General features: G+C 70.1%; 24 protein-coding genes. 16 read left to right on the top strand and 8 right to left on the bottom strand.

Features of this window, described 5'->3' with window-relative positions; genetic code table 11:
- Positions 1–67: 67 nt before the first annotated feature.
- Positions 68–616 carry a carboxymuconolactone decarboxylase family protein gene (locus tag ACWF82_RS02425; RefSeq protein ID WP_452497174.1) on the bottom strand — a complete coding sequence of 183 codons (549 nt, stop codon included), beginning with the start codon at positions 614–616 and terminating at the stop codon, positions 68–70.
- A gap of 79 nt (positions 617–695) precedes the next feature.
- Between ACWF82_RS02425 and ACWF82_RS02420 the strand changes: the two genes are divergently transcribed.
- Positions 696–1280 carry a hypothetical protein gene (locus ACWF82_RS02420; protein ID WP_452497172.1) on the top strand — a complete coding sequence of 195 codons (585 nt, stop codon included), beginning with the start codon at positions 696–698 and terminating at the stop codon, positions 1278–1280.
- Between the two features lie 111 nt (positions 1281–1391).
- On the top strand, positions 1392–2885 hold the full coding sequence (locus ACWF82_RS02415) for a class I adenylate-forming enzyme family protein (RefSeq protein ID WP_452497170.1): 1494 nt from the start codon (positions 1392–1394) through the stop codon (positions 2883–2885).
- Between the two features lie 39 nt (positions 2886–2924).
- Here the strand turns inward: ACWF82_RS02415 and ACWF82_RS02410 are convergent, their stop codons facing one another.
- Together ACWF82_RS02410 and ACWF82_RS02405 are read right to left on the bottom strand one after the other, a co-directional pair.
- On the bottom strand, positions 2925–3731 hold the full coding sequence (locus ACWF82_RS02410) for an acyl-CoA thioesterase (RefSeq protein WP_452497168.1): 807 nt from the start codon (positions 3729–3731) through the stop codon (positions 2925–2927).
- Positions 3732–3741: 10 nt separating this feature from the next.
- Positions 3742–4419: a TetR/AcrR family transcriptional regulator gene (locus ACWF82_RS02405; protein ID WP_452497166.1), complete on the bottom strand. Its 678-nt coding sequence runs from the start codon at positions 4417–4419 to the stop codon at positions 3742–3744.
- 100 nt (positions 4420–4519) lie between these two features.
- On the opposite strand from ACWF82_RS02405, the gene ACWF82_RS02400 reads away from it, so the two are divergent.
- Both ACWF82_RS02400 and ACWF82_RS02395 read left to right on the top strand, forming a co-directional pair.
- Positions 4520–5392, top strand: a complete 873-nt coding sequence (locus ACWF82_RS02400; RefSeq protein WP_452497164.1) for an acyl-CoA thioesterase — start codon at positions 4520–4522, stop codon at positions 5390–5392.
- A gap of 15 nt (positions 5393–5407) precedes the next feature.
- Positions 5408–5800, top strand: coding sequence for a DUF427 domain-containing protein (locus ACWF82_RS02395; RefSeq protein ID WP_452497162.1), 393 nt, complete (start codon positions 5408–5410; stop codon positions 5798–5800).
- Here the strand turns inward: ACWF82_RS02395 and ACWF82_RS02390 are convergent.
- Positions 5743–6120: a hypothetical protein gene (locus ACWF82_RS02390; protein WP_452497160.1), complete on the bottom strand. Its 378-nt coding sequence runs from the start codon at positions 6118–6120 to the stop codon at positions 5743–5745. The genes ACWF82_RS02395 and ACWF82_RS02390 overlap by 58 nt on opposite strands.
- 128 nt (positions 6121–6248) lie before the next feature.
- On the opposite strand from ACWF82_RS02390, the gene ACWF82_RS02385 reads away from it, so the two are divergent.
- Complete coding sequence (locus ACWF82_RS02385) at positions 6249–7094, top strand: HpcH/HpaI aldolase/citrate lyase family protein (RefSeq protein ID WP_452497159.1); 846 nt, start codon at positions 6249–6251, stop codon at positions 7092–7094.
- On the opposite strand, the gene ACWF82_RS02380 is transcribed toward ACWF82_RS02385, so the two are convergent.
- From ACWF82_RS02380 to ACWF82_RS02370, 3 genes are read right to left on the bottom strand one after another with little or no spacing between them, the layout of a single operon-like run.
- Positions 7033–7953 carry a hypothetical protein gene (locus tag ACWF82_RS02380; RefSeq protein WP_452497157.1) on the bottom strand — a complete coding sequence of 307 codons (921 nt, stop codon included), beginning with the start codon at positions 7951–7953 and terminating at the stop codon, positions 7033–7035. The genes ACWF82_RS02385 and ACWF82_RS02380 overlap by 62 nt on opposite strands.
- A 27-nt stretch (positions 7954–7980) precedes the next feature.
- Positions 7981–8547 (bottom strand): twin-arginine translocation pathway signal, encoded by a 567-nt coding sequence (locus tag ACWF82_RS02375; RefSeq protein WP_452497155.1) that lies wholly within the window; start codon positions 8545–8547, stop codon positions 7981–7983.
- Positions 8544–9272 carry a hypothetical protein gene (locus ACWF82_RS02370; RefSeq protein ID WP_452497153.1) on the bottom strand — a complete coding sequence of 243 codons (729 nt, stop codon included), beginning with the start codon at positions 9270–9272 and terminating at the stop codon, positions 8544–8546. Before ACWF82_RS02370 ends, ACWF82_RS02375 begins: the two co-directional genes overlap by 4 nt.
- 160 nt (positions 9273–9432) lie before the next feature.
- Here ACWF82_RS02370 and ACWF82_RS02365 point away from each other — a divergent pair, with 160 nt between their 5' ends.
- The 11 genes from ACWF82_RS02365 to ACWF82_RS02315 all read left to right on the top strand — a co-directional run bounded on the left by ACWF82_RS02365 (position 9433) and on the right by ACWF82_RS02315 (position 19053).
- Complete coding sequence (locus ACWF82_RS02365) at positions 9433–9735, top strand: hypothetical protein (protein WP_452497151.1); 303 nt, start codon at positions 9433–9435, stop codon at positions 9733–9735.
- A gap of 1 nt (position 9736) precedes the next feature.
- A complete protein-coding gene (locus ACWF82_RS02360; protein ID WP_452497150.1) occupies positions 9737–9913 on the top strand; it encodes a hypothetical protein in 177 nt (58 codons plus the stop codon).
- Positions 9910–10707 (top strand): MlaE family ABC transporter permease, encoded by a 798-nt coding sequence (locus tag ACWF82_RS02355; RefSeq protein ID WP_452497148.1) that lies wholly within the window; start codon positions 9910–9912, stop codon positions 10705–10707. Before ACWF82_RS02360 ends, ACWF82_RS02355 begins: the two co-directional genes overlap by 4 nt.
- A 13-nt stretch (positions 10708–10720) precedes the next feature.
- Positions 10721–11536 (top strand): MlaE family ABC transporter permease, encoded by an 816-nt coding sequence (locus tag ACWF82_RS02350; RefSeq protein WP_452497146.1) that lies wholly within the window; start codon positions 10721–10723, stop codon positions 11534–11536.
- 9 nt (positions 11537–11545) lie between these two features.
- Positions 11546–12691 carry an MCE family protein gene (locus ACWF82_RS02345; protein WP_452497144.1) on the top strand — a complete coding sequence of 382 codons (1146 nt, stop codon included), beginning with the start codon at positions 11546–11548 and terminating at the stop codon, positions 12689–12691.
- Positions 12688–13710 (top strand): MCE family protein, encoded by a 1023-nt coding sequence (locus tag ACWF82_RS02340; RefSeq protein ID WP_452497142.1) that lies wholly within the window; start codon positions 12688–12690, stop codon positions 13708–13710. The genes ACWF82_RS02345 and ACWF82_RS02340 overlap by 4 nt, the downstream gene beginning before the upstream one ends.
- 2 nt (positions 13711–13712) lie before the next feature.
- Positions 13713–14747 carry an MCE family protein gene (locus ACWF82_RS02335; protein ID WP_452497702.1) on the top strand — a complete coding sequence of 345 codons (1035 nt, stop codon included), beginning with the start codon at positions 13713–13715 and terminating at the stop codon, positions 14745–14747.
- Positions 14744–15994, top strand: coding sequence for an MCE family protein (locus ACWF82_RS02330; RefSeq protein WP_452497140.1), 1251 nt, complete (start codon positions 14744–14746; stop codon positions 15992–15994). The genes ACWF82_RS02335 and ACWF82_RS02330 overlap by 4 nt, the downstream gene beginning before the upstream one ends.
- Positions 15991–17130, top strand: a complete 1140-nt coding sequence (locus tag ACWF82_RS02325) for an MCE family protein (RefSeq protein ID WP_452497138.1) — start codon at positions 15991–15993, stop codon at positions 17128–17130. Before ACWF82_RS02330 ends, ACWF82_RS02325 begins: the two co-directional genes overlap by 4 nt.
- Positions 17130–18572: an MCE family protein gene (locus ACWF82_RS02320; protein ID WP_452497136.1), complete on the top strand. Its 1443-nt coding sequence runs from the start codon at positions 17130–17132 to the stop codon at positions 18570–18572. The genes ACWF82_RS02325 and ACWF82_RS02320 overlap by 1 nt, the downstream gene beginning before the upstream one ends.
- A 157-nt stretch (positions 18573–18729) precedes the next feature.
- Positions 18730–19053: a hypothetical protein gene (locus ACWF82_RS02315; protein WP_452497134.1), complete on the top strand. Its 324-nt coding sequence runs from the start codon at positions 18730–18732 to the stop codon at positions 19051–19053.
- Here the strand turns inward: ACWF82_RS02315 and ACWF82_RS02310 are convergent, their stop codons facing one another.
- Positions 19054–20655: an FAD-dependent oxidoreductase gene (locus ACWF82_RS02310; protein ID WP_452497132.1), complete on the bottom strand. Its 1602-nt coding sequence runs from the start codon at positions 20653–20655 to the stop codon at positions 19054–19056.
- Between the last annotated feature and the right edge of the window lie 28 nt (positions 20656–20683).

Genomic DNA, 20683 nt, shown 5'->3' with positions numbered 1-20683 from the left:
GGGTTCCGTGCTCGGGCCCGGCTCAGGGAGGATCGCGCGTGCCGGTGGGGCCCGCGCGACCCGCGCGTCAGTGCCGCGGCCGTCCCGCGGTTTCGTCCGGTGTGACGCCGAAGGTGTTGAACGCCATGGCCAATGTCGTGTAGCAGCCCACGGTGAAGACGAAATCCATGCGCTGACGGTCGTCGAGCCGGGCGCCCAGTGCGGTCCACGTCGCGTCGGACAGCGCGGACTTCTCGTCCAGTTCGTCGACCGCGTCGAGAACGAGCCGATCGAACTCGTCGGGCGCGGTGCCGACCCGGCGGGCCGCGTCGATCTCGGCATCGGAAAGACCGGCTTCCCTGCCCATTTCGGCGTGATGCTGCCATTCGTAGGCGCAGTCGCGGCGGTGTGCCACGCGCAGCACCGCCAGCTCACGCAACCGGGGTTCGAGGGTGGAGCCGAACAGCAGATGCGTGTTGAACCCGAGGAAGGCGCGGGTCAGCCGGGGATGGCGGACCAGGACCGACAGCGCGTTGCCCGCCTGCGCCGGGTTGCGCCGCTCCTTGGGCAGCATGCGCGACAGCGCCGCATCCACCTCGTCGTCCCATCGGTCCTCGGGAAGCGGGGGCAGGGCCATGACGGCCTCCTCTCCGGCGCGGGAACAACCACACGCCGTTGACGGTTTGATTCTTCTCAAATGAGAATATACTTCTCCAATGACTGCACAGGACTTTCGTGGAGCGACCCGATCGGCGCCGCGGCGGCGAGCCGAGATCCGGCGGCACCATCTGCGCTACCGGCTCGCCGTGGTCGCCGGCACCGCCGTCGATGTGGTGCGGCACGCCGGTGGCTGGCTGTGTGACCGCACGATGGCGGGCTGGGAAGTCACCGTGGTGCTGGCCGATCCGCGCGACGCCGACGCGGTGGAGATCCTCGGCGCGAGCGTGCTCGACCTGGATGCCTCGCTCGCCGCGGCGGTCCATGATCCGTGGCCCCATGCGCTGGCCGTCGCCGCGGACCCGTTCACCGCCGATGCGCGAGTCCGCGCCGGGCTGCTCGACTGCCTCGATCACCGCCGGGCCGAAGTCGTGGTGTGGGGCGAATCGGTCCCGGCGAGCCTGGACGACCGCCTCGACACCGTGCACCACCGGATCAGCGTGGCGGCACAGACCTTCAAGGACTGTGCGCTGACGGCAGTGGGGTTGCCCGTGGTCGCGGGCGAGACGAGCGAGCGGTTCCGCTGCGGCGAACTCCTGGTCACCGGAGGCTGGGGCACAACGGATCTCGTCTCGGCCGGGTGAGCTGCCTCGTGAATATGATATTCTCCTGAACGGAGAATGCGATATCGCAGCACTGTTTGCGGCGACGGACATCGGCATGCCGTCGGACGGTGCGCGTGGAGAGGGTGCGACATGAGCATTTCGCTGCTGCTGGACATGGCGACGTCGAGCGACCCGGACCGCTGTGCGGTGGCCTGCGGCGAAACGCAGTGGACGGCAGCCGAATTGAGCGGCCTGGTCGGGGGCGGCGCCGCGGTGCTGACCGGCTCCGGGGCCCGCAGCCTCGCCTATGTGGGCACCGGCGGGCATCTGCTGCCGCTGCTGCTGTTCGCGGCCGCCGGCGCGGCGGTGCCGTTCACGCCGTTGAACTACCGCCTCGGCGCCGCGGCGCTCGGTGCGCTCGTCGCCCGGCTGGACACGCCGCTGCTGGTCTGCGACGACGAGTACCGCGACATCGTCGCGCGCGAGGTCCCCGGTGTCGCCGTGGTGCGCTCGGCGGAGTTCCTGGCACAGGCCACAGCCGCCGAACCCGCCACGGTGGACGCGGACCCCGACCAGGTGGCGGTCGTGCTGTTCACCTCGGGGACCACCTCGACGCCCAAAGCCGTCGAGCTGACCCACAACAACCTGTTCAGCTACATCACCGGCACCATCGAATTCGCCGCCGCCGCACCGCGGGACGCGGCGCTGGTGTGCGTGCCGCCCTACCATGTCGCGGGCATCGGCGCCGCCATGTCGCACCTGTACGCGGGCCGGAAAGTGGTGTACCTGCGGAACTTCGACGCGGCAGGCTGGATCGCCGCGGTGCGCCGGGAATCGGTGACAACGGCCACCGTCGTGCCGACCATGCTCGCCCGCATCGTCGCCGAGCTCGAGCGCACCGGCGCGACGCTGCCCTCGCTGCGGACCCTCGCCTACGGCGGCTCCAAGGTCGCCCTGCCGCTGCTGCGGACCGCCCTGCGGCTGCTACCCGAGGTCGGCTTCGTCAATGCCTACGGCCTGACCGAAACCAGTTCCACCATCGCGGTTCTCGGGCCCGAGGAGCACCGCGCGGCCCTGGCCGCCGACGACCCGGCGCTGGCCCGCAGGCTGGGGTCGGTCGGTACTCCCGTCCCCGGCATCGAACTGCAGATCCGCGACGAGCACGGCACCGTGCTGCCTCCCGGTGTGACCGGTGAGCTCTATGTGCGCGGGGCGCAGGTGTCGGGCCGCTACACCGGCATCGGCTCGGTCCTCGACGCGAACGGCTGGTTCCCGACCAGGGACGTGGCCCTGCTCGACAGCGACGGATTCCTGTACCTCGGTGGCCGTTCCGACGACACCATCATCCGCGGCGGCGAGAACATCGCGCCCGCCGAGATCGAGGACGTGCTGGTGGAGCATCCGCAGGTCCGTGAGGTCGCGGTGATCGGCGTCGACGACGTGCAGTGGGGCCAGATCATCGTGGCTGTCGTCGTGCCCGGCGGCGACCACGCGCCGGACCCGGAGGAGCTGCGCGGTTTCGCCCGCGCGGGCCTGCGTGGCTCGCGCACCCCGGACCGGGTCGTCTTCCGGGACTCGCTGCCCGCCACCCCGACCGGGAAGATCCTGCGGCGCGACCTGGTCGCCGAGTACAGCGGACAGTGACCGGCGGGCCCGGGCCGGTGACGGCCCGGGCGGCGACATTCACGACCGCGGCCGGAACATCGCTTCCTGCGCGTAGGAGGCCACCAGCTGTCCGTCCTCGGTGAGGATGTCGCCGCGGCCGAAGATGCGGCCGCCCGCCAGGATCGGGCTGTGCTGGCGCAGGACCTGCCAGACGTCGCTGCGGACGGGCCGGTGGAACCACAGGGTGTGGGTGGTGACCGCGGACAGGAAGTCGGTGCCGTTGCCGGTGTGGCTGATTCCCGCCTCGGCGCGCAGCGCGGTGCCGATCAGCGTGAGATCGGTGGCGTACGCGGTGAGCGCCGCGCCCAGCTCCGGTTCGATCGGGGGAGTGCGCATCCACAGGGTGTAGTCCGGCGACGCGACCTCGGTGCTGTCGAGGTCGTCGGCCGCGCGCGCCTCCCAGGGCAGCAGCGGCATCTCCACCCGATGCTCGGGACCGAGCAGTGGACCGGCCTCGGGCAGGCTCTGGCGCTGCGCCCCTTCCTCGGGAACATGCAGGGAGGCAAGGGCTGTCGCGATCACCTGTTCGCCCTGGCACGCGCGGATCGAGGCGGTGGCGAAGGAGCGGCCCTCGTGCAGCGTGTCCACGAAATACCGAATCGGGGTGTCGGAGCGCCCTTCCCGCGGGAACGCGGTGTGCAGCGACTTCACCGCCCTGTCCGGAAAGGAGAGCTGGGCCGCCACCATCAGCTGTCCGAGGACCTGGCCGCCGAAGACCCGGTGATACGGGAGGGTCTGGTTCCCGCCTTCCAGTGCGATGGTGTCGATGCCGACCACCGGTTTCAGGTCGAGGCAGGCGAGCAGGTCGTTCCACATGTCAGGCATAGCTGTTCTCTCATTCGGTCGGTGCGGTGATGCCACGCGCGCAGAAGGTCCAGATCTCCTCGGCGGTGAGCGGCCGTCCCTCGCCCACCGAGGCGCCAGGGGTCATGGCCATGTGCATCGTCATGGCGGCCATCCGGCGCGGGTGCAGGTCGCCGCGCAGGCGGGCGGCGTCGCCCGCCTCGGTCATCAATTCGGCGAACATCGTGAACAGCGCGGCGTGCGCCGAGCGCACCTCGGCCGGATCGGATCCGGTGAGCTGCGGCGCGAATTCCGCGAACAGCGGCCGGTGCGCGTCGGGGTCGGGGCGGCACAGCTGGAACAGCAATACCACTGCGGTGCGCAGCTTTTCGAGCGGATCGGTGCGGCTCGCGGTGGCTGCCCTGATCTGTGTCGTCGTCCTGCCGACGGCGTCCTCGTAGAGAGCTAGCAGCAGCTCGTGCTTGCCGTCGAACTGCAGGTAGAAACTGCGCAGCGATTGCCGCGAGCGGTCGACGACCTCCTGCACCGTGAAGTCGGTGGTGCCCCGCTCGGTGATGATGGCCTGGGCGGCGTCGAGGAAGCGCTGTACCCGTTCGCCTGCCCGCTGGGTCGCGGTGCGCAGTGACCGCTCGACGGCGCGCTGCTTCCATGCCGGCTGCTCAGCGCGGCTGCTCTTGGCGCCGTGGGGTGGGTCCTGGCGGATCGACACAGGGTGCCTCCGTTCGCGTCTGGCGACTGTATGGAGTATCCATTACCGTATTGCAAGAATGACATTCTCGCCGAATAACCGGAACAGCCGAGGGGGCATTATGACGATCACGCCCGAGCAGGAGACGTCGTCGGTGGCGCGGATGCTGCGCATCTTCGATGTCGCACCCGACGGCCCTGACTGTTTCACCGGCGTCAGCGACGGCGGATCGCGCCAGGTGGTGGACGGCACCCAGCTGCTGGCCCAAGCGCTGGTCGCGACCGCGAAGACGCTGCCGGAGAAGGTACTTCGCTCCGCGCACGCGGTGTTCACCCGTGCGGTCGACCCCGCCGTCCCGGTGCGGTTCGCGGTCGAGGTGACCCATCGCGGCCGGAGCACGGCCGCCGCGGTGGTCTCGGTCGAGCAGGCGGGCAGGCGATGCGCCACCGTCTCGGTGCTCGCTGATGTGCCGGCGCCCGATGTCGTGCGCCACCACGTTCCCCGCCCCGCGGTGGCGGCGCCCGCGGCGGCGCTGCCCGCGGACATGCCGATGACCGGCCGGGAGCTGCGCGTCGTCGGGGTCGCCGACGTCAACGATCCCGGCGAGGTCGGCCCGCCCGAACTGCACGCCTGGCTGCGCTACGACCCGGTGCCCGTGCGCGACGACCTGGCCAAGGCGCTACTGGCCCACTTCACCGGACATCTGTCGGTCTCCACCACCTTGCGCGCGCATCCCGGAATCGGTACCGCCCAAGCGCATCACACCCTGTCGACGGCGGTACTGACGGTCGCTGTGCGATTCCACGAACCGGCGGACTGGCGCGGCTGGCTACTGTATTCCCACGAGAGCATTCAGGTCGGTGCCGGCATGTCGTGCGTGCGCGGCCTGGTGCACACCGAGGACGGCAGGCTGCTCGCCTCCTTCACGCAGGAGGCGATGATCCGCGACCTGCGTGTCGACGACGTCGCCGTGCCCGCCGCGGCCCGGCTCTGAGGAGTGAGGACACCGATGACCGCACACCGAGGATTCCTCGAGCGCCCCGACTATCGGGTCGACATCCATCTCCGCCGCAATCTCGTCACCGTGCAGCTCGACGGCGCGCTGCTCGCGGAATCGATCAGGACCCTGCTGGTCGACGAACAGGACCACGGCCTGGTCTTCTATGTGCCGCGCGCCGATGTCCGCGTGCCGCTGTCGCGTGCGGAGGGGTTCACCAGCACCTGTCCGTTCAAGGGCGAGGCGACCTACTGGCGCTTCGAGGGCGACGGTGGTGAACCGGTGGTCTGGAGCTATGAGGATCCGGCCCCGCAGGTGGCGCGGCTGCAGGGCCATGTGGCCTTCTATCAGGATCGGGTGACGCTGCGGATCGGTGTCGCCACGCCCGCGGTGAGCGGCCGCTGAGCGACCGGAGCGGGGGCTTCGGTCCTGGCCTGCTCGCCGGCGGCGTTGCGCGGACGCGGCGTTCCGTGCCAGCCACACGGCAGCCCGCACGTCGGCAGTAGGGTGGTGGCGACGCGTCCGTCCGCGAGGACGACGACGGTCTCGGTGGCCTCGGCGGGGTAGTCGCACGCCGGGCACCGCTCGAAGAAGTCGAGTGCCTGGCGCACCAGCACGCGTGCCCGTGGTGTGGCCGCCTCGGCGGGGGTGGCGGTCGGGCGACGGTGGCTGCGGGGTGGGCCCGAACGTCCGGTGACATCGCGGGGATCGATTCGAGTGCGCATGATCGTTCCGTATCTCTCGATCGCGTGAGAATGATATTTCCACTATATCCACGAATTTCTGCGCGATGCTGGGAAAACTGATTGAAAAGCGTTGCTATAGCAGCGAGAATGACGTTATCGTCTGATCCATGGAACGATCTGCCGAAGTCGATCGATGGGAACCAGCCGGGCCCGTGTGGCTGTTCTGCCCGGCGGACCGGCCCGAACGGTTCGCCAAGGCGGCGGCCTGCGCCGACGTCGTGATCCTGGATCTGGAAGACGGTGTCGGTGCGGACGCGAAAGCCGTGGCACGCGAGGCGATCCGGGGCAGCCGCCTCGATCCGGCGCGCACGGTCATCCGGATCAACCCCCTCGATTCACCGCAGGTCGACCTCGACCTGCGGCTGCTCGAGCGGACGCCCTACCGCGTGCTCATGCTCCCGAAGGCCGAAACCGGTGACCTGCCTCCGGTTCTGGACGGATACGACATCATCGCGCTGGTCGAGACCCCGGCCGGTCTGCGGCGGGTCGACGAGATCGCCGGATCCCCGGGTGTGGTCGCGGTGATGTGGGGTGCCGAGGACCTGGTCGCCGCCCTGGGCGGCAGCGCGTCGCGGCGGGCCGACGGGACCTACCGTGATGTCGCCCGGCACTTGCGCGCGACGACACTCGTCGCGGCCAAGGCGCAGGGCAAACTCGCCGTCGACGGTGTCTACCTCGACATCCCCGATCTCGGCGGACTGGCCGCCGAAGCGGAGGACGCCGTCGCCTCCGGCTACGACATCAAGGTCGCCCTGCACCCCACCCAGGTTCCGGTCATCGCCGACGCCTTCCGCCCCGAGGCGGACGAGATGGAATGGGCGCGGCGCGTGCTGGCCGCGGCGGAGCATTCCCGGGGCGTCTTCGCGGTCGACGGCCGGATGGTCGACGCCCCTATCCTGAGTCACGCCCGCCGGATCGTCGCCAGGGCGGACGCGACCCGCGTCGGGCGGTGACCACCCGGCGGGGGATCAGCCGGTGGTCACCGCCGACGGCGGCAGGTCGAGGCTGGTGCGGATACCGGGCGGTGCCGTGCACAGGGCCGGGATCGTGTGGGCCGCGTGCTGGGCGGTGTGCGCGGGGGAGAGCCCGGCGGGTGACCGTTCGGGGGCGGGCGTGCGCACGGTGATCTCGACGGGCCCGCTGTCGCCGGTGAGTGTGGCGCGCCAGCCGTTGTGTTCGAGCGGCCACGCGGGGTCGAGGTCCGGCACGCGGTACCAGGTCGCCCGGTAGACGACGCGCGGGACCGTGGCGTGGCTGCCTGCAGCCGGCGATGCCGGGCAGCGGTGCGGCCGGGTCGCTGTGGGTGAGATCGGTGTACTCCTCGATCGTCACGGTGTCGACGCGGCGTTGCACCGCGCCGATCGTGATCGGCATCAGCTCGGTCACGGAGCCCGGGCTGACGCCGGTGCTGTGCAGCGAGGCGCGGCCCGCCCAGCAGGCGGATTCCAGGCGGGCGCACAGCGTGCGCTCCATGCTGTCGGGATGGTGCAGGTCGCTGCGGGTGGTGATCACATTGATCCCGGCCATCAGCATCCGGCACACCGTGTCGGTGTCGAGCACCCGCGGCATGTAGAGCACGCAGTCCGGGGCGAGGGTCAGCACGTCCTCGGTGGTGCGCAGGGTGGCGGTCTGCTCGCCGTGCGCGGCCGCGCCCGGATGGGGGTCGGTGCGGACGGCCAGCAGGTCCAGGCCCGGGTGCTCGCCGACCGCGGCCGCGAGGTGGCGCGCGAGCCGGCCTGCGGACCACACGACCACCGTGTAGCGGCGTGGGGTCGGTCGTATCGCGCTGCGGTACAAGGTATCCGGTTCCACGGCAGAGCCTTTCGGTAGCCGCCCGTGTCAGACGGGTTCGAACGAGGAGATGCGCCAGTGCGTGTCGACTCTGGTCAGGGTGACCCGGACACTGCTCGCCGTGATCGACGGATCGGGCTTCTCGGCGCTGGTGGTGGTCTGGTTGACGAACACCAGGACCACCGCCCGCTCGGGGCCGATCTCCGCGGCCGCCGCGCGCACGACGGCCGCGGCGGTGGACACCGCCTTCTCCTTGGCCGCCGGCGCGACGACCTGCTGGGTGAACTGGCTGTAGTAGGCCAGGAAATCACCGGTGAGATGAGTTCTGGCGGAGGCGAAGTCCTGGTCGACCGTGTCCGGCTTGTAGGAGAGCAGCGCGACGGTTCCGGTCGTGGCAGCCTCGACCGCGGCCCGCTGTGCCGAGGTGTCCACGGCACTGTCCGGACGGTACTGCACCGACCACAGGACCACGGCCACGATCGCCGCCACGGTGGTCAGCGCGAGCAGTGCCGCGATGCGCGCTTCGGCGCGGAGCAGGCCGAGGGCGCCGCGTGCTCCGGCGATGAACCGGCTGCGGCCGGACTGCTGCCGGGGTGCCGGGAAATCGGTGCTCATGGGACGAACTCGACCTTCGACATCTTGAGCTGACCGCCGTCACGGGTCACCGTGACACTCAGGCGCCACGTGCGCGGTTCCTGTTGGGCGCCCGCGGAATTGGTGACCTGGGAGGTGGCCGCGACGAGCACCACCGCGGTATCCCCGGTCATGGATTCCACGGCCGCGGCGGTCACCCGGCCCGCGGTGGCGACCTTCGACTGCTCGATCACGGTGGTGAAATCCGTTGCTCTGCCCTCGAAGTCGCTGCGGAAGGCGCCGGTCGAGAGGTCGAGCACACGGCGCACGTCCTGATCGGCGTGGCTGAAATCGAGCGAGGTCAGCGCGACGACACCGTGCTCGGCGGCAGCGGCGAACTCCGCGATCCGGTCGGCTTCACCGGCTGTCCGCTGGTGGTGCCAGGTGAGATAGCCGCTCGCCACAACGGCGGAGATCAGCACGAGAGTGGCTGCCGCCGTGAGCATTCGGCGCCGTCGTCGGTGGGTCGGAGCTTGCGGGGCCGGTGGCTCGGTGGCCGGTGGGTCCTCCGGCTCGGGCTCCGCGGGCGGATCGTCGGGCGGTGTGACGACCGGGGCTCGGTCGGTGGTGGCGGCGCGGCGGCGTAACCGGGCCGCGCGGGCCCTGGCGCGGGCGGCCTCGGCGACCGCGTCGGCGGCGATCGCCTCCTGTTCGGCTTCCAGCGCCTCGAGGTGCAGGGTGTCGGTGCCGTGCTCGTCGAGTTCCATTGTGTCGCGTCCGCTTTCGATCGATCGGGTCAACACCTCACGCCTGCTCCAGCAGTACGGACGACATTATCAGAATCAGTTTGAGCAGAAAGTGAATATGTTATTCTCGCCAAATAAGAATGCCGATATCGCAGGTCGGCACGGGTAGGGAGGTCGAACAATGGTCACCAGCGGGACGAGGCTACGCAGTCAGGTCTGTGACACCGAGGTCATCGTGGTCCGTCCGGCCGACAGTCTCGACGATCTGCGCGCCGGTGGCGTGCCGATGGTGCCGCTGGGGACAGCCGTCGCCGCCGGGGTCGGCCTCGACGCCGACTTCGCCGACGGGAACGTGCTCGGCAAGCGCTACGTCGACGGCTCCGGCGCCGAGGTCCTGGTGACCAAACCCGGGGCAGGCGCGCTGAGCATCGGCACGGTCCGGCTGGCGCTCAAGGGCGCCGAGCCGTTGCCTGCGAGCGACTGACATGCGTGCCGGCACGGTCACCCCGCGCCTCGTGCGCGACCGGTGGGTCCAGCTGGTGCTGGTGCGGACCGTGGTGGCGCTACAGCATCTGGCGATCTCGCTGTGTCCGGTCGAGGACCAGCGCCTGGACTATCCGGTGTGCTCCGCCGCCGGGCCGGACACGCCGGACCCCCGATGACTCCCGGGACCTCCCGCTGGGGCCGCGCGATGGCCGCGCGCGCGGCCGGACCGCTGACCGCGGTGGGCGGGTTGTTCGCGATGTCGGCCGACGCGGTGCGTTTCGCCTTCCGGCGGCCGTTCCAGGCGCGCGAGTTCGTCGAGCAGGCCTGGTTCATCGTCCGGGTGTCGATGCTGCCGACGGTGCTGGTGGCGATCCCGTTCACCGTCCTGGTGAGTTTCACCCTCAATATCCTGCTGCGCGAACTCGGTGCCGCCGATCTGAGCGGCGCCGGCGCGGCTTTCGGCGCGGTGACCCAGGTGGGGCCGATGGTGACGGTGCTGATCGTGGCGGGCTCCGGGGCCACCGCCATGTGCGCCGACCTCGGCTCGCGCACCATCCGCGAGGAGATCGACGCCATGCAGGTACTCGGCATCGATCCGGTCCAGCGGTTGGTGACCCCGCGCATGCTCGCCTCCGGGCTGGTCGCGCTGCTGCTCAACAGCCTGGTCTGCCTGATCGGGATCCTCGGCGGCTACACGTTCTCGGTCTTCGTCCAGGACGTGAATCCCGGCGCGTTCGCCGCGGGCATCACGCTGCTGACCGGGCTCGGGGAACTGCTGATCTCCGCGGTGAAGGCGCTGCTGTTCGGCTTCGTCGCCGGGCTGGTTGCCTGCTATCGCGGGCTGATCGTGACCGGTGGCGCCAAGGCGGTGGGCAATGCGGTGAACGAGACGGTGGTCTACGCGTTCATGTCGCTGTTCGTCATCAATGTCGTCGTCACCGCGGTCGGGATCCAGCTGACCGGGCGATGAGCGAGGGGGACGTATGACACTGATCGCACGACCGTTCCTGAGCCTGGCCAGGATCGGCGACTACGCCATCTTCTCCCTGAAAGCACTGGTGTACGCGCCTTTCGCGGCGATCCATCACCGGCGCGAGACCGTCCGGCTCATCGCCGAGATCAGCATGGGCGCCGGCGCGCTCGCGGTCTTCGGCGGCACGGTCGTGATCGTCGGGTTCCTGACCCTGGCCACCGGCGGCACCCTGGCGGTGCAGGGCTACAGCTCCCTCGGCGACATCGGGATCGAGGCGCTCACCGGATTCCTGGCCGCCTTCATCAATGTTCGGATCTCCGCGCCGGTGGTGGCCGGGATCGGGCTGGCGGCGACCTTCGGCGCCGGGACCACCGCGCAACTGGGGGCGATGCGCGTCAACGAGGAGATCGACGCGCTGGAATCCATGGCGATCGAACCGGTCTCGTATCTGGTGGGTACGCGGATCGTGGCCGGGATGATCGCCATCACCCCGCTGTACGCGCTCGCGGTGGTCGCCTCGTTCGTCGCGAGCCGGTTCACCACGGTGTTCCTGCTCGGCCAGTCACCCGGTCTCTACGACCACTACTTCACGACCTTCCTCAACCCCGCCGACCTGGCGTGGTCGTTCGCGCAGGCGCTGCTGATGGCGTTGACGGTGCTGATCATCCACACCTACTTCGGTTTCCACGCCGCGGGCGGTCCGGCCGGTGTCGGTCTGGCGGTGGGCAACGCGGTGCGCACCTCGCTGATCGCGGTCGTCTCGGTGACGCTGCTGGTCTCGTTGGCCGTCTACGGCGCCGACGGCAACTTCGATCTCACGGGTTAGGGAGGGCCGATGCTACGCACCCTGGGCCGGGTCGTCGCCGGGCTGATCGCGATCGGCTGCGGCTGTGCGGTGCTGGCGGGCAGCTTCGTGTTGTTCCGCGGCGGACTCGCCGGCACCGCGGTGGTGACCGTGATCGCGCACCGCGCGGGACTGGTGCTGAACCCGGACGCCGATGTGAAGATGCGCGGGGTCACCGTCGGGCGGGTCACCACCATCAGGGAGCGACCCGACGGCACCGCGGCACTGGAACTGGCGGTCGACACCGATGCCCTCGCTCTGATCCCCGCGGACGTGCGGGTCGCCATCGCCTCGACCACGGTGTTCGGCGCCAAGTACGTGCAGCTGAGTCCGCCCGAGCGGTCGGTGGCGGGGTCGCTGCGGGCCGGTCAGGTGCTCACGGCCGATCGGGTGACGGTCGAGATCAACACCGTCTTCGAACAATTGACCACGGTGCTGGCGGCCGTCGAACCGGCGAAACTGAACGCGACCCTCGGCGCGATCGCCACCGCGACCAGGGGACGCGGCGCCGAGGTCGGCGCGATGCTGGGTGATCTCGAACAGTTCCTGGCGACGCTCGAACCGGCACTGCCCGCCCTGCGCACCGATCTCGCCCTGGCGCCACCGGTGCTGGACGCCTATGCGAATTCCGCGGGCGCACTGGTGGATACGGCGCGCAACGCCACCGCGATCAGCCGCACGCTGATCGACGAGCAACGCAATCTCGACGCCCTGCTGGTCTCGCTGATCGGGTTCGCCGACACCGGCAACCGGGTACTGGACACCAATGCCCCGGCGCTGGCCCGGTCCCTGGATCTGCTGGTGCCCACCACCGCGCTCACCAGCGAATACCGTGCGGCGCTGTTCTGTTCGCTCGACGGCTTCGGCCTGCTCGCCCACTCCGAGCCCGTCGACGTCCCCGGCCTCGGTCTCTCGGCGAACTTCCTGTGGGGCATCGACCCGTACCGGTATCCGGAGAACCTGCCCAAGGTCGCCGCGACCGGTGGGTCGCAGTGCTCGGTGCTGCCGGTCGGCTACGAGGAGAAGCCACCGTTCGTGGTGGCCGATATCGGCGCCAACCCGTTCGCGCGCGGCAACGAATCGGTGATCCTCAACGTGGACAACCTGTCCCAGCTGCTGTTCGGCGGTGCGCGATGAGCCGCCGCAACGCGCCACTGGTGAAATTCGGGATCTTCGCGGCCGTGATGGTGGTGCTGTCGGGCTTCCTGGTGGTGGTGTTCGGGCAGTACCGCGGCGGCGACACCGACCGGTACACCGCGCTGTTCACCGACGTGTCGCGGCTGCGCACCGGCGACTCGGTGCGGGTCGCGGGCGTGCGGGTGGGCAGCGTGCACAGCATCGAACTGCTCGCCGACCACACCGTGCGGGTCGGCTTCGACGCCGACACCACCCTCCACCTGAGCACCGGCACCACCGCCGCGGTGCGCTACCTGAATCTCGTCGGCGATCGCTACCTGGAACTGACCGACGCCGCAGGCGTGCACGAGCGGCTCGGTCCCGGCGCGGAGATCCCCCGCGAACGCACCGCGGGCGCACTGGATCTCGACCTGCTGCTCGGCGGGCTGAAGCCGGTCGTGCAGGGCCTCAGCGCCCAGGAGGTCAACGCGCTGACCTGGTCGCTGCTCGAGATCGTGCAGGGCAGGGAGGGCACCGTGAACTCGCTGACCGCCGGGACCGCGGCGTTCACCACGACCCTGGCGCGGAACAACGCCGTGGTCGAGCAGCTCATCGACCACCTGAACACGGTGATGACCACCCTGGCCGACCAAGGCGGCCAGTTCGCGGGCACTCTCGATCGCCTGCAGAGCCTCACCACCGAACTGGCGCGCGAACGGGAACCGATCGGTGCCGCCATCGACGCACTGGATCGCGGCACCGCCTCGGTCGCTGATCTGCTGGGGCAGGCGCGAACGCCGTTGGCGGGCACGGTGAACGAACTGGCCCGGCTGGCGCCGCTGGTCGACGACGACAAAGCCACCCTCGACGCCGCCCTGCGGCGCGCGCCGGAGAACTTCCGCAAACTCGTGCGCACCGGCGCCTACGGCAACTTCATCCAGTACTACATCTGCGCGATCACCGTCCGGGTGACCGACGCGAACGGCGAGGTGCTCGTCATGCCGTGGATCGAACAGACGACAGGACGGTGCAGCCCGTGAGTATGGCGCAGTATCGCGGTGCGCACCTGGCGCGGCCGGGCCTGGTCGGCCTCGCGCTGGCCGTGTGCGTGATCGCCATCGGTCTGCAGTCCCAGCAGTTCATCCTGCTGGCGACCACCGTCCGCTACGGCGCGGTCTTCGAGGAGGCAGGCGGGCTGACGGTGGGTGACGAGGTGGTCCTGTCCGGGGTCACCGTCGGCCGGGTCGTCGGGGTGCGCCTCGACGACGGAAACGCCCGCGTCGACTTCGCCGTCCAGGACGACATCGTGCTCGGCGCCGACACCGAGGCCAGGATCAAAACCGGTTCCCTGCTCGGCCAGCGAATACTGGAACTCACCTCGCGCGGCGAGCACACCCTGCGACCGTACCGGGTGATCCCGGTGGAGCGGACCTCCTCGCCCTATTCGCTGACCGACGCCGTGGGCGACCTGACCACCAACGTGCGCGAGATCGACACCGCCGCCCTGGACCGATCCCTGACCCTGCTCTCACAGACCCTCGACCAGATCGCGCCACACCTCGGCCCGGCACTGACCGGGCTCACCGAGGTGTCCCGGTCGGTCAACAGCCGCGACCAGTCGCTGCGCGGCCTGCTGGCCGCCACCGCCGAGGTCTCGGGCATCATCGGCGAACGCGGCAGCAGGCTGAACACCATGCTGCTGGACGCGAATTCGCTGCTGCAGGTGCTCGCGCAACGACGGCAGGCGATCGTGGACCTGCTGGCGAACGTCGCGGCCGTGGCCGCCCAGCTGTCGGGCGTGGTGGCCGACAACGAGGCCGAACTCGCGCCGACGCTGGACCGGCTCAACTCGATCACGGCCATGCTCGAGCAGAATCGCGACACTATCGCCGCCGCGCTGCCCGGCCTGGCGAAAGTATCCCTGACACAGGGCGAAGCGGTCTCCGGCGGCCCGTTCTACAACGCGTTCGTGGTGAACCTGCTCGACGGTCATCTGCTCCAGCCCTTCATCGATCAGGCCTTCGGTGTGCAACCGCAGAGCCAGTTCCCGGTGCCGACGCCGGCGGCCCCCCGATGACCCGCCGGTGGCTCCTGCGCGGCGGTGTCGCGCTGGCCGTGGCCGTGGCGCTGCTCGCGGGTGCCCTGGCCGGCTGGCGAGAGCTGTTCGGGCCGTACACGATTCGGGCGGTGTTCACCTCCGCCACCGCGATCTACCCCGGCGACGACGTCCGCGTGTCCGGGGTGAAGGTGGGCTCGATCGTGTCGATCGAACCGCACGGCACCACCACCGAACTCGTCCTCGAAGTCGACCGCGCGGTGCCCGTCCCCGCCGCCGCGCGCGCGGTGATCATTGCGCAGAGCCTCGTCGACTCCCGCTACGTGCAGCTCACCCCCGCCTACCGCGACACCGGCCCACAGCTGGCCCACGGCGCGACGATCCCCCTGGAGCGCACCGCGGTACCGGTCGAATGGGACGAGATCAAGACCCAGCTCACCCGCCTGGCCACCGATCTGGGCCCCGGCAGCGAGGTCTCGTCCAGTTCGCTCGGGCAGTTCGTCGACAGCGCGGCGAACGCGATGGCGGGCAACGGCGACACCCTGCGCCAGGCACTCACCGAGCTGTCCGGGATCGGGCGGATCCTCGCCGACGGCAGCGGCGACATCGTCGGGATCATCCAGAATCTCCAGCGTTTCGTCACCGCGCTGCGCGACAGCAATGTCCAGGTCGTCGAATTCCAGAACCGGCTGGCCTCGCTGACCAGCGTGCTAGACGACAGCCGCACAGCCCTGGACTCCGCCCTGACCGAACTCGCGCACGCGGTCACCGAGGTGCAGCGCTTCGTCCGCGACAACCGCGACCGGGCCGGACAGCAGTTGCGGGGACTGGTGAACGTCACCCAGAACCTCGTGGACCATCGCGACGATCTCGAGCAGTTGCTGCACATCTTCCCGACGAGCATGGCCAACTTCTACAACATCTACAACCCGGACACCGGTACGGAAGCGGGCGTCTTCGGGCTCAACAACTTCTCGAATCCGGTGCAGCTGGTGTGCTCGGCGATCGCGGCCATCGAGAACACCACCTCGGCGGAATCGGCCCGGAAATGTCACCAGTACCTCGGCCCGGTCCTGCCCCTGCTGAACACCGCCGAGCTGAACAATCTGCCGATCCCGATCACTCCGCTGCTCAGCCCGGCCGCCCGGCCGGAGAACCTGATCTACACCGAGCCCGACCTCGTGCCGGAGGCCGTCGGAACGCCCGCGCCGCCGTCGTCGCCGCTGCCGACGCTGGCCGACATCCTGTTCCCGGGAGGACCCCGATGACCACACGGACGCGAATCACAGACGGGCGCAAGAAGATCAGCGCGCTGGCCGCCACGACCGTCCTGCTGTCGCTCACCGGCTGTGGCTGGCAGGGCGTGAATTCGCTGCCACTGCCCGGCGCCGAGGGCGGGCCCGGGTCGGTGACACTGTCGATCGAGATCGCCGATGCCGGGACACTGGTGGCCAATTCGCCGGTGCTCGTCGACGATGTGGTGGTCGGCAGCGTGCGCCGGATCCGGCTGGCCGGTTGGCACGCCGTGGTCGACGTCGACATCCGCCCCGAAACCACCGTGCCGGGCAACGCGGTCGCAACGATCGGCCAGACCAGTCTGCTCGGGTCGAGCCATCTCGCCCTCGGCATCCCCGACGGTGTCGCCCCCGCCGGTGCGCTGGCGCCGGGCAGCACGATCGGGCTCGACCAGGCCTCGACCTATCCGTCGACCGAGCAGACCCTGGCCTCGCTGTCGGTGGTGCTCAACGGTGGCGGGCTCGGTCAGCTCGACGACATCGTCTCCGGTCTCGGTGACGCCTTCGACGGCCGTCAGCAGCAGATCGGCACGCTGCTCACCCGGCTCGACACCGTCATGGGCACGCTGGCGAACCAGCGCGACGACATCGTCGCCGCCCTGCGCGGACTGGAACGGCTCTCGGCTACCTTCGCCGGTCAGCGCGACGTGCTCACCGGCGCACTGCGGGAACTGCCCGCCGCCCTCGACGTCCTGCTGGCCGAACGACCAGCCCTGACCACCGCGCTGGACCGGCTGCGGGTCTTCGGCGACACCGCGAATTCCGTGGTGACCGAGGTACGGTCGGATCTGGTGGCCAACCTGCGCAATCTCGAACCGACCCTGCGCGCGCTCGCCGACGTCGGCCCGAACATCGACGCCGCGCTGGCCTACGCCACGGTGTACCCCTACGGGCAGTCGGTGATCGATCGCGCGGTGCGCGGCGACTATCTCAATCTGCACGCCACGGTCGACCTCACCGTGCCGCGGTTGCGCCGGGAACTGCTGCTCGGCACACCGTGGGGCGACCCGACCGCCGTCGTGCAGGCGGCCGTCGGCGATCCGGGCTATGCCAGGCCGACGACCGATCCGCTCGGGGTCGGCGTCGAACCTGTTCCGGGAGAACGCTGATGCTGCTGTCGAGACTCGTCCGCGCCCAGTTGGTGATCTTCGCGGTGCTGTCGGTGATCGGGGCGACGGTGCTGCTGACGGTGTACGTGCGCCTGCCCGCGCTGCTGGGGGTCGGTACGCACACCGTCTACCTCGAGCTGCCCGAATCCGGTGGCCTGTACCGGTTCGGCAATGTCACCTATCGCGGCGTGCAGGTCGGCGAGGTCACCGCCGTGGAGCTGACCGCGACCGGGGTCAGGGCGACCATGACCGTGGATGCCGGGCGGCCGATTCCGGCGGATCTCGAGGCGCAGGTGCGCAGTGTCTCGGCGGTGGGGGAGCAGTACGTCGATCTGCGGCCGCGCACCGACGCCGGGCCCTACCTGCGGGACGGGTCGGTGATCACCGCCGCCGACGCCACCGTGCCCCAGCAGGTCGGTCCGATGCTGGACCGGCTCAGCGCCCTGGTCGGAACCGTTCCCGTCGACCGGCTGCACGACCTGCTCGACCGGTTGTTCCAGGGTGTCAACGGGGCGGGACCCGAGCTGGACTCGCTGCTCGCCTCGGCCGCGACCATCACCGAAAGCCTGAACTCCGTGTCGGATTCGACCGCGACGCTGATCACCGACAGTGTGCCGCTGCTGGACGCGCAGGCCCGCACCACCGATGCCGTCCAAGTGTGGACGCGCAGCCTGGCCGGTGTCACCGGACAACTCGTCGCCGACGATCCGCAGGTCCGCTCGCTGCTGCAGACCGGGCCTGGCTTCGCGAACGAGGTCGGCGCGCTGTTCGGGTCCGTCGAGCTGACGCTGCCGGTGCTGCTGGCGAATCTCACCACGATCGGGCAGCTCGCCGTGACCTACAACGCCGGCCTCGAGCAGATCCTGGTCCTGCTGCCACCGGCGATCTCGATGATCCAGGCGGTCCAGCCCTCCCGCAACGCCTCGGGCCTCGGCCTGGGTGACTTCCGCTTCGGCAATCTGTCCGATCCGGTGACCTGCACCGTCGGCTTCCTGCCGCCCGCGCTCTGGCGGTCACCGGAGGACACCGAGACCATCGACACCCCCGACGGCATGTACTGCAAGCTGCCCCAGGACTCCGATATCGCGGTCCGCGGCGCCCGCAACATCCCGTGTGCCGCGCGCCCGGGGAAGCGGGCGGCGACGGCGGCGCTGTGCAACAGCGACGAGGAGTACGTCCCGCTGGCCGCCACCCAGCCGGAAACCGGTCCCTATCCCCGTGATCCGGGCCTCGAGGAGCAGGGGGTGCCCTCGGATACCCGGCCGGTGCCGCCGCCGGGCGATCGGCCGTCCAATGCCGTGCCGCCGGGAATCGGGGCAGGTCTGGCCGAATACGATCCGCGGACCGGCAACTACGTCGGTCCCGACGGCAAGCTGTACCGGCAGGGCGATCTCGCCGAGCCGCCCGCCGGGCAGTGGCAGCGCCTGCTCCCGACGGGCTGACCAGCTCAGCGGGCATCTCGGAGCAGAACGACCGATCACCCGCGCCGGTGAGGACGAGTACCCGGCGGTCGGTGCCACTGGTCATGATCAACTCCCTATGAGACGCTGGTTCTCTCAGTTCAAAATTTCAATTCTCGACCCTTGAAGGGGAACAGCGATGGCCCGATCGAAGATGCTCGTGTTCTCGAATCCGGTGGCAGGTCAGGAGACCGAATTCAACGAGTGGTACGACACCGTGCACCTCGGTGAGGTGCTCGCGGTCCCCGGCGTGGTGGCCGGTGAACGGTACGGGCGGGTGCCCGCCCAGCTGCCGGGTGCCGGTTCCGCCGGGCAGAGCTACCTGGCCGTCTACGAACTCGACGACGACCCGGACAAGGTCGTCCAGGCCTTCCAGGAGAGCGCGGCCGCGGGCAAGGTCGGGCTCAGTCCGGCTCTCGATCTCGCCTCGCTCGTCGTCACGGTGTGGCGCGCCCGCGAATAGTCAGGCCAGCAGCTGTGGTCGGCGGCGCGCGGTGTCGAGGAGTTCGGCGACCGAGACGAGCTTGACCCGTGGGCGGGACCGTGCCGCGCCGCGGTCCCGCTCGGCGGCATCGATGGCGCGCCAGCCCGGCCAGTCCACCGGCGTCAGTCCCCGGTCGGACATCGTTGCCAGCAGGGCCAGGCGATCCGCGACCGGGCGATCCAGCTCGCCGTTCGCGTGATCGGCCAGCAGGCCCGCGACAGTCTCGGCGGCGCAGCTCCGGTTGGTGCCGATGACACCGCGCGGCCCGCGCTTGATCCAGCCGGTCACGTATACCCCTGGCACCGCGGCGCCGTCGGTGTCGACCACCCGGCCCGCCCGGTGCGGGACGGTGCCGGTGCGCGCGTCGTAGGGCAGGCCGTCGACCGGCCGGCCGCGATAGCCGATCGAGCGGAAGACGAGGGCGGTCTCGATCGGCTCCGGATCGCCGCTCACCCGCAGCGCTTCGACATGCTCGGTGCCGACCAAGGCGGTGGGTGCGGCATGGAATCGGAAGACGATGCGCTTGCTGCCCGGCGTCGGCGGGCGGTCGGCGTACTCGCGGGCCAGCTCCAGTTTCGCCGCGGTCTCGACGTCGTCGTCGGGATCCGGTGCCAGGTCCCCGCCCTCGATCACGATATCGATCCCGTCGAGATGACCGAGCGCGCCGAACTCTCCGACGGAGAAGGCCGCCTCGCGCGGCCCGCGCCTGCCGAGGATCACCACCTCCTCGATGTGCCGCTCCGACAAGGCTGTCAGCGCGTGGTCGGCGATGTCGGTCGCGGCCAGCGTGGCCGGATCGGCCAGCAGCATCCGGGCGACATCGAGGGCGACATTGCCGTTGCCGATCAGGACCGCCCGCCGGGTCGTCAGGTCGAATCGGTGGGCGGCGTGGTCGGGATGCCCGTTGTACCAGCCGACGAAATCGGCGGCGGCGTGATGCCCGGACAGCTGCTCGCCGGGGATACCGAGCTCGCGGCTGTCCGGGGCGCCGACGGCGTAGATCACGGCGTGATGATGGTCCAGCAGGTCCCGGTGGGTCAGCGCGGCGCCGATCTCCACCGCGAGATGGCAGCCGAAACGCTCGGTGCGAAAAGCGTTGTCGAACACCCGGACCACCGATTTGGTGCGCTGATGATCCGGCGCGACCCCGAAGCGGACCAGACCGTAGGGCGTGGGTAGCCGGTCGAACATGTCGACCTCGATGCCGTCGATGCCGAGCAACTCGGTGGCGGCGTAGCAGGCCGCTGGACCGGCACCGACGATCGCGACCCGCAGGGCGCCTGGCGTGACGGCGGCCCGCTGCGCGGGGGCGGTGATGTCACCCATCTCGAGCGGATGCCGTTGGAAATAGGCGGCATTGAGCTCACGGAACCGCTCCTGTTCCGGCGGCAGATCGTGTTCGGAGTAGATCGCGTCGACCGGGCACTCGTCGGCGCACGCGCCGCAGTCGATGCAGGTCTCGGGGTCGATGAACAGCATCTGGGTGCCGTCGTCGCCCTCGCTCGGGCGGATGCAGTCCACCGGGCAGGCCGCGATGCACGAGGCGTCCTTGCAGCAGTTCTGGGTGATGACGTAGGCCACGGCGGTTCCTCGGAGTCCGGAAATCATC

The organism is Nocardia sp. NPDC055053 (assembly GCF_053608285.1).
This window is presented reverse-complemented; position numbering and strand designations above follow the sequence as displayed.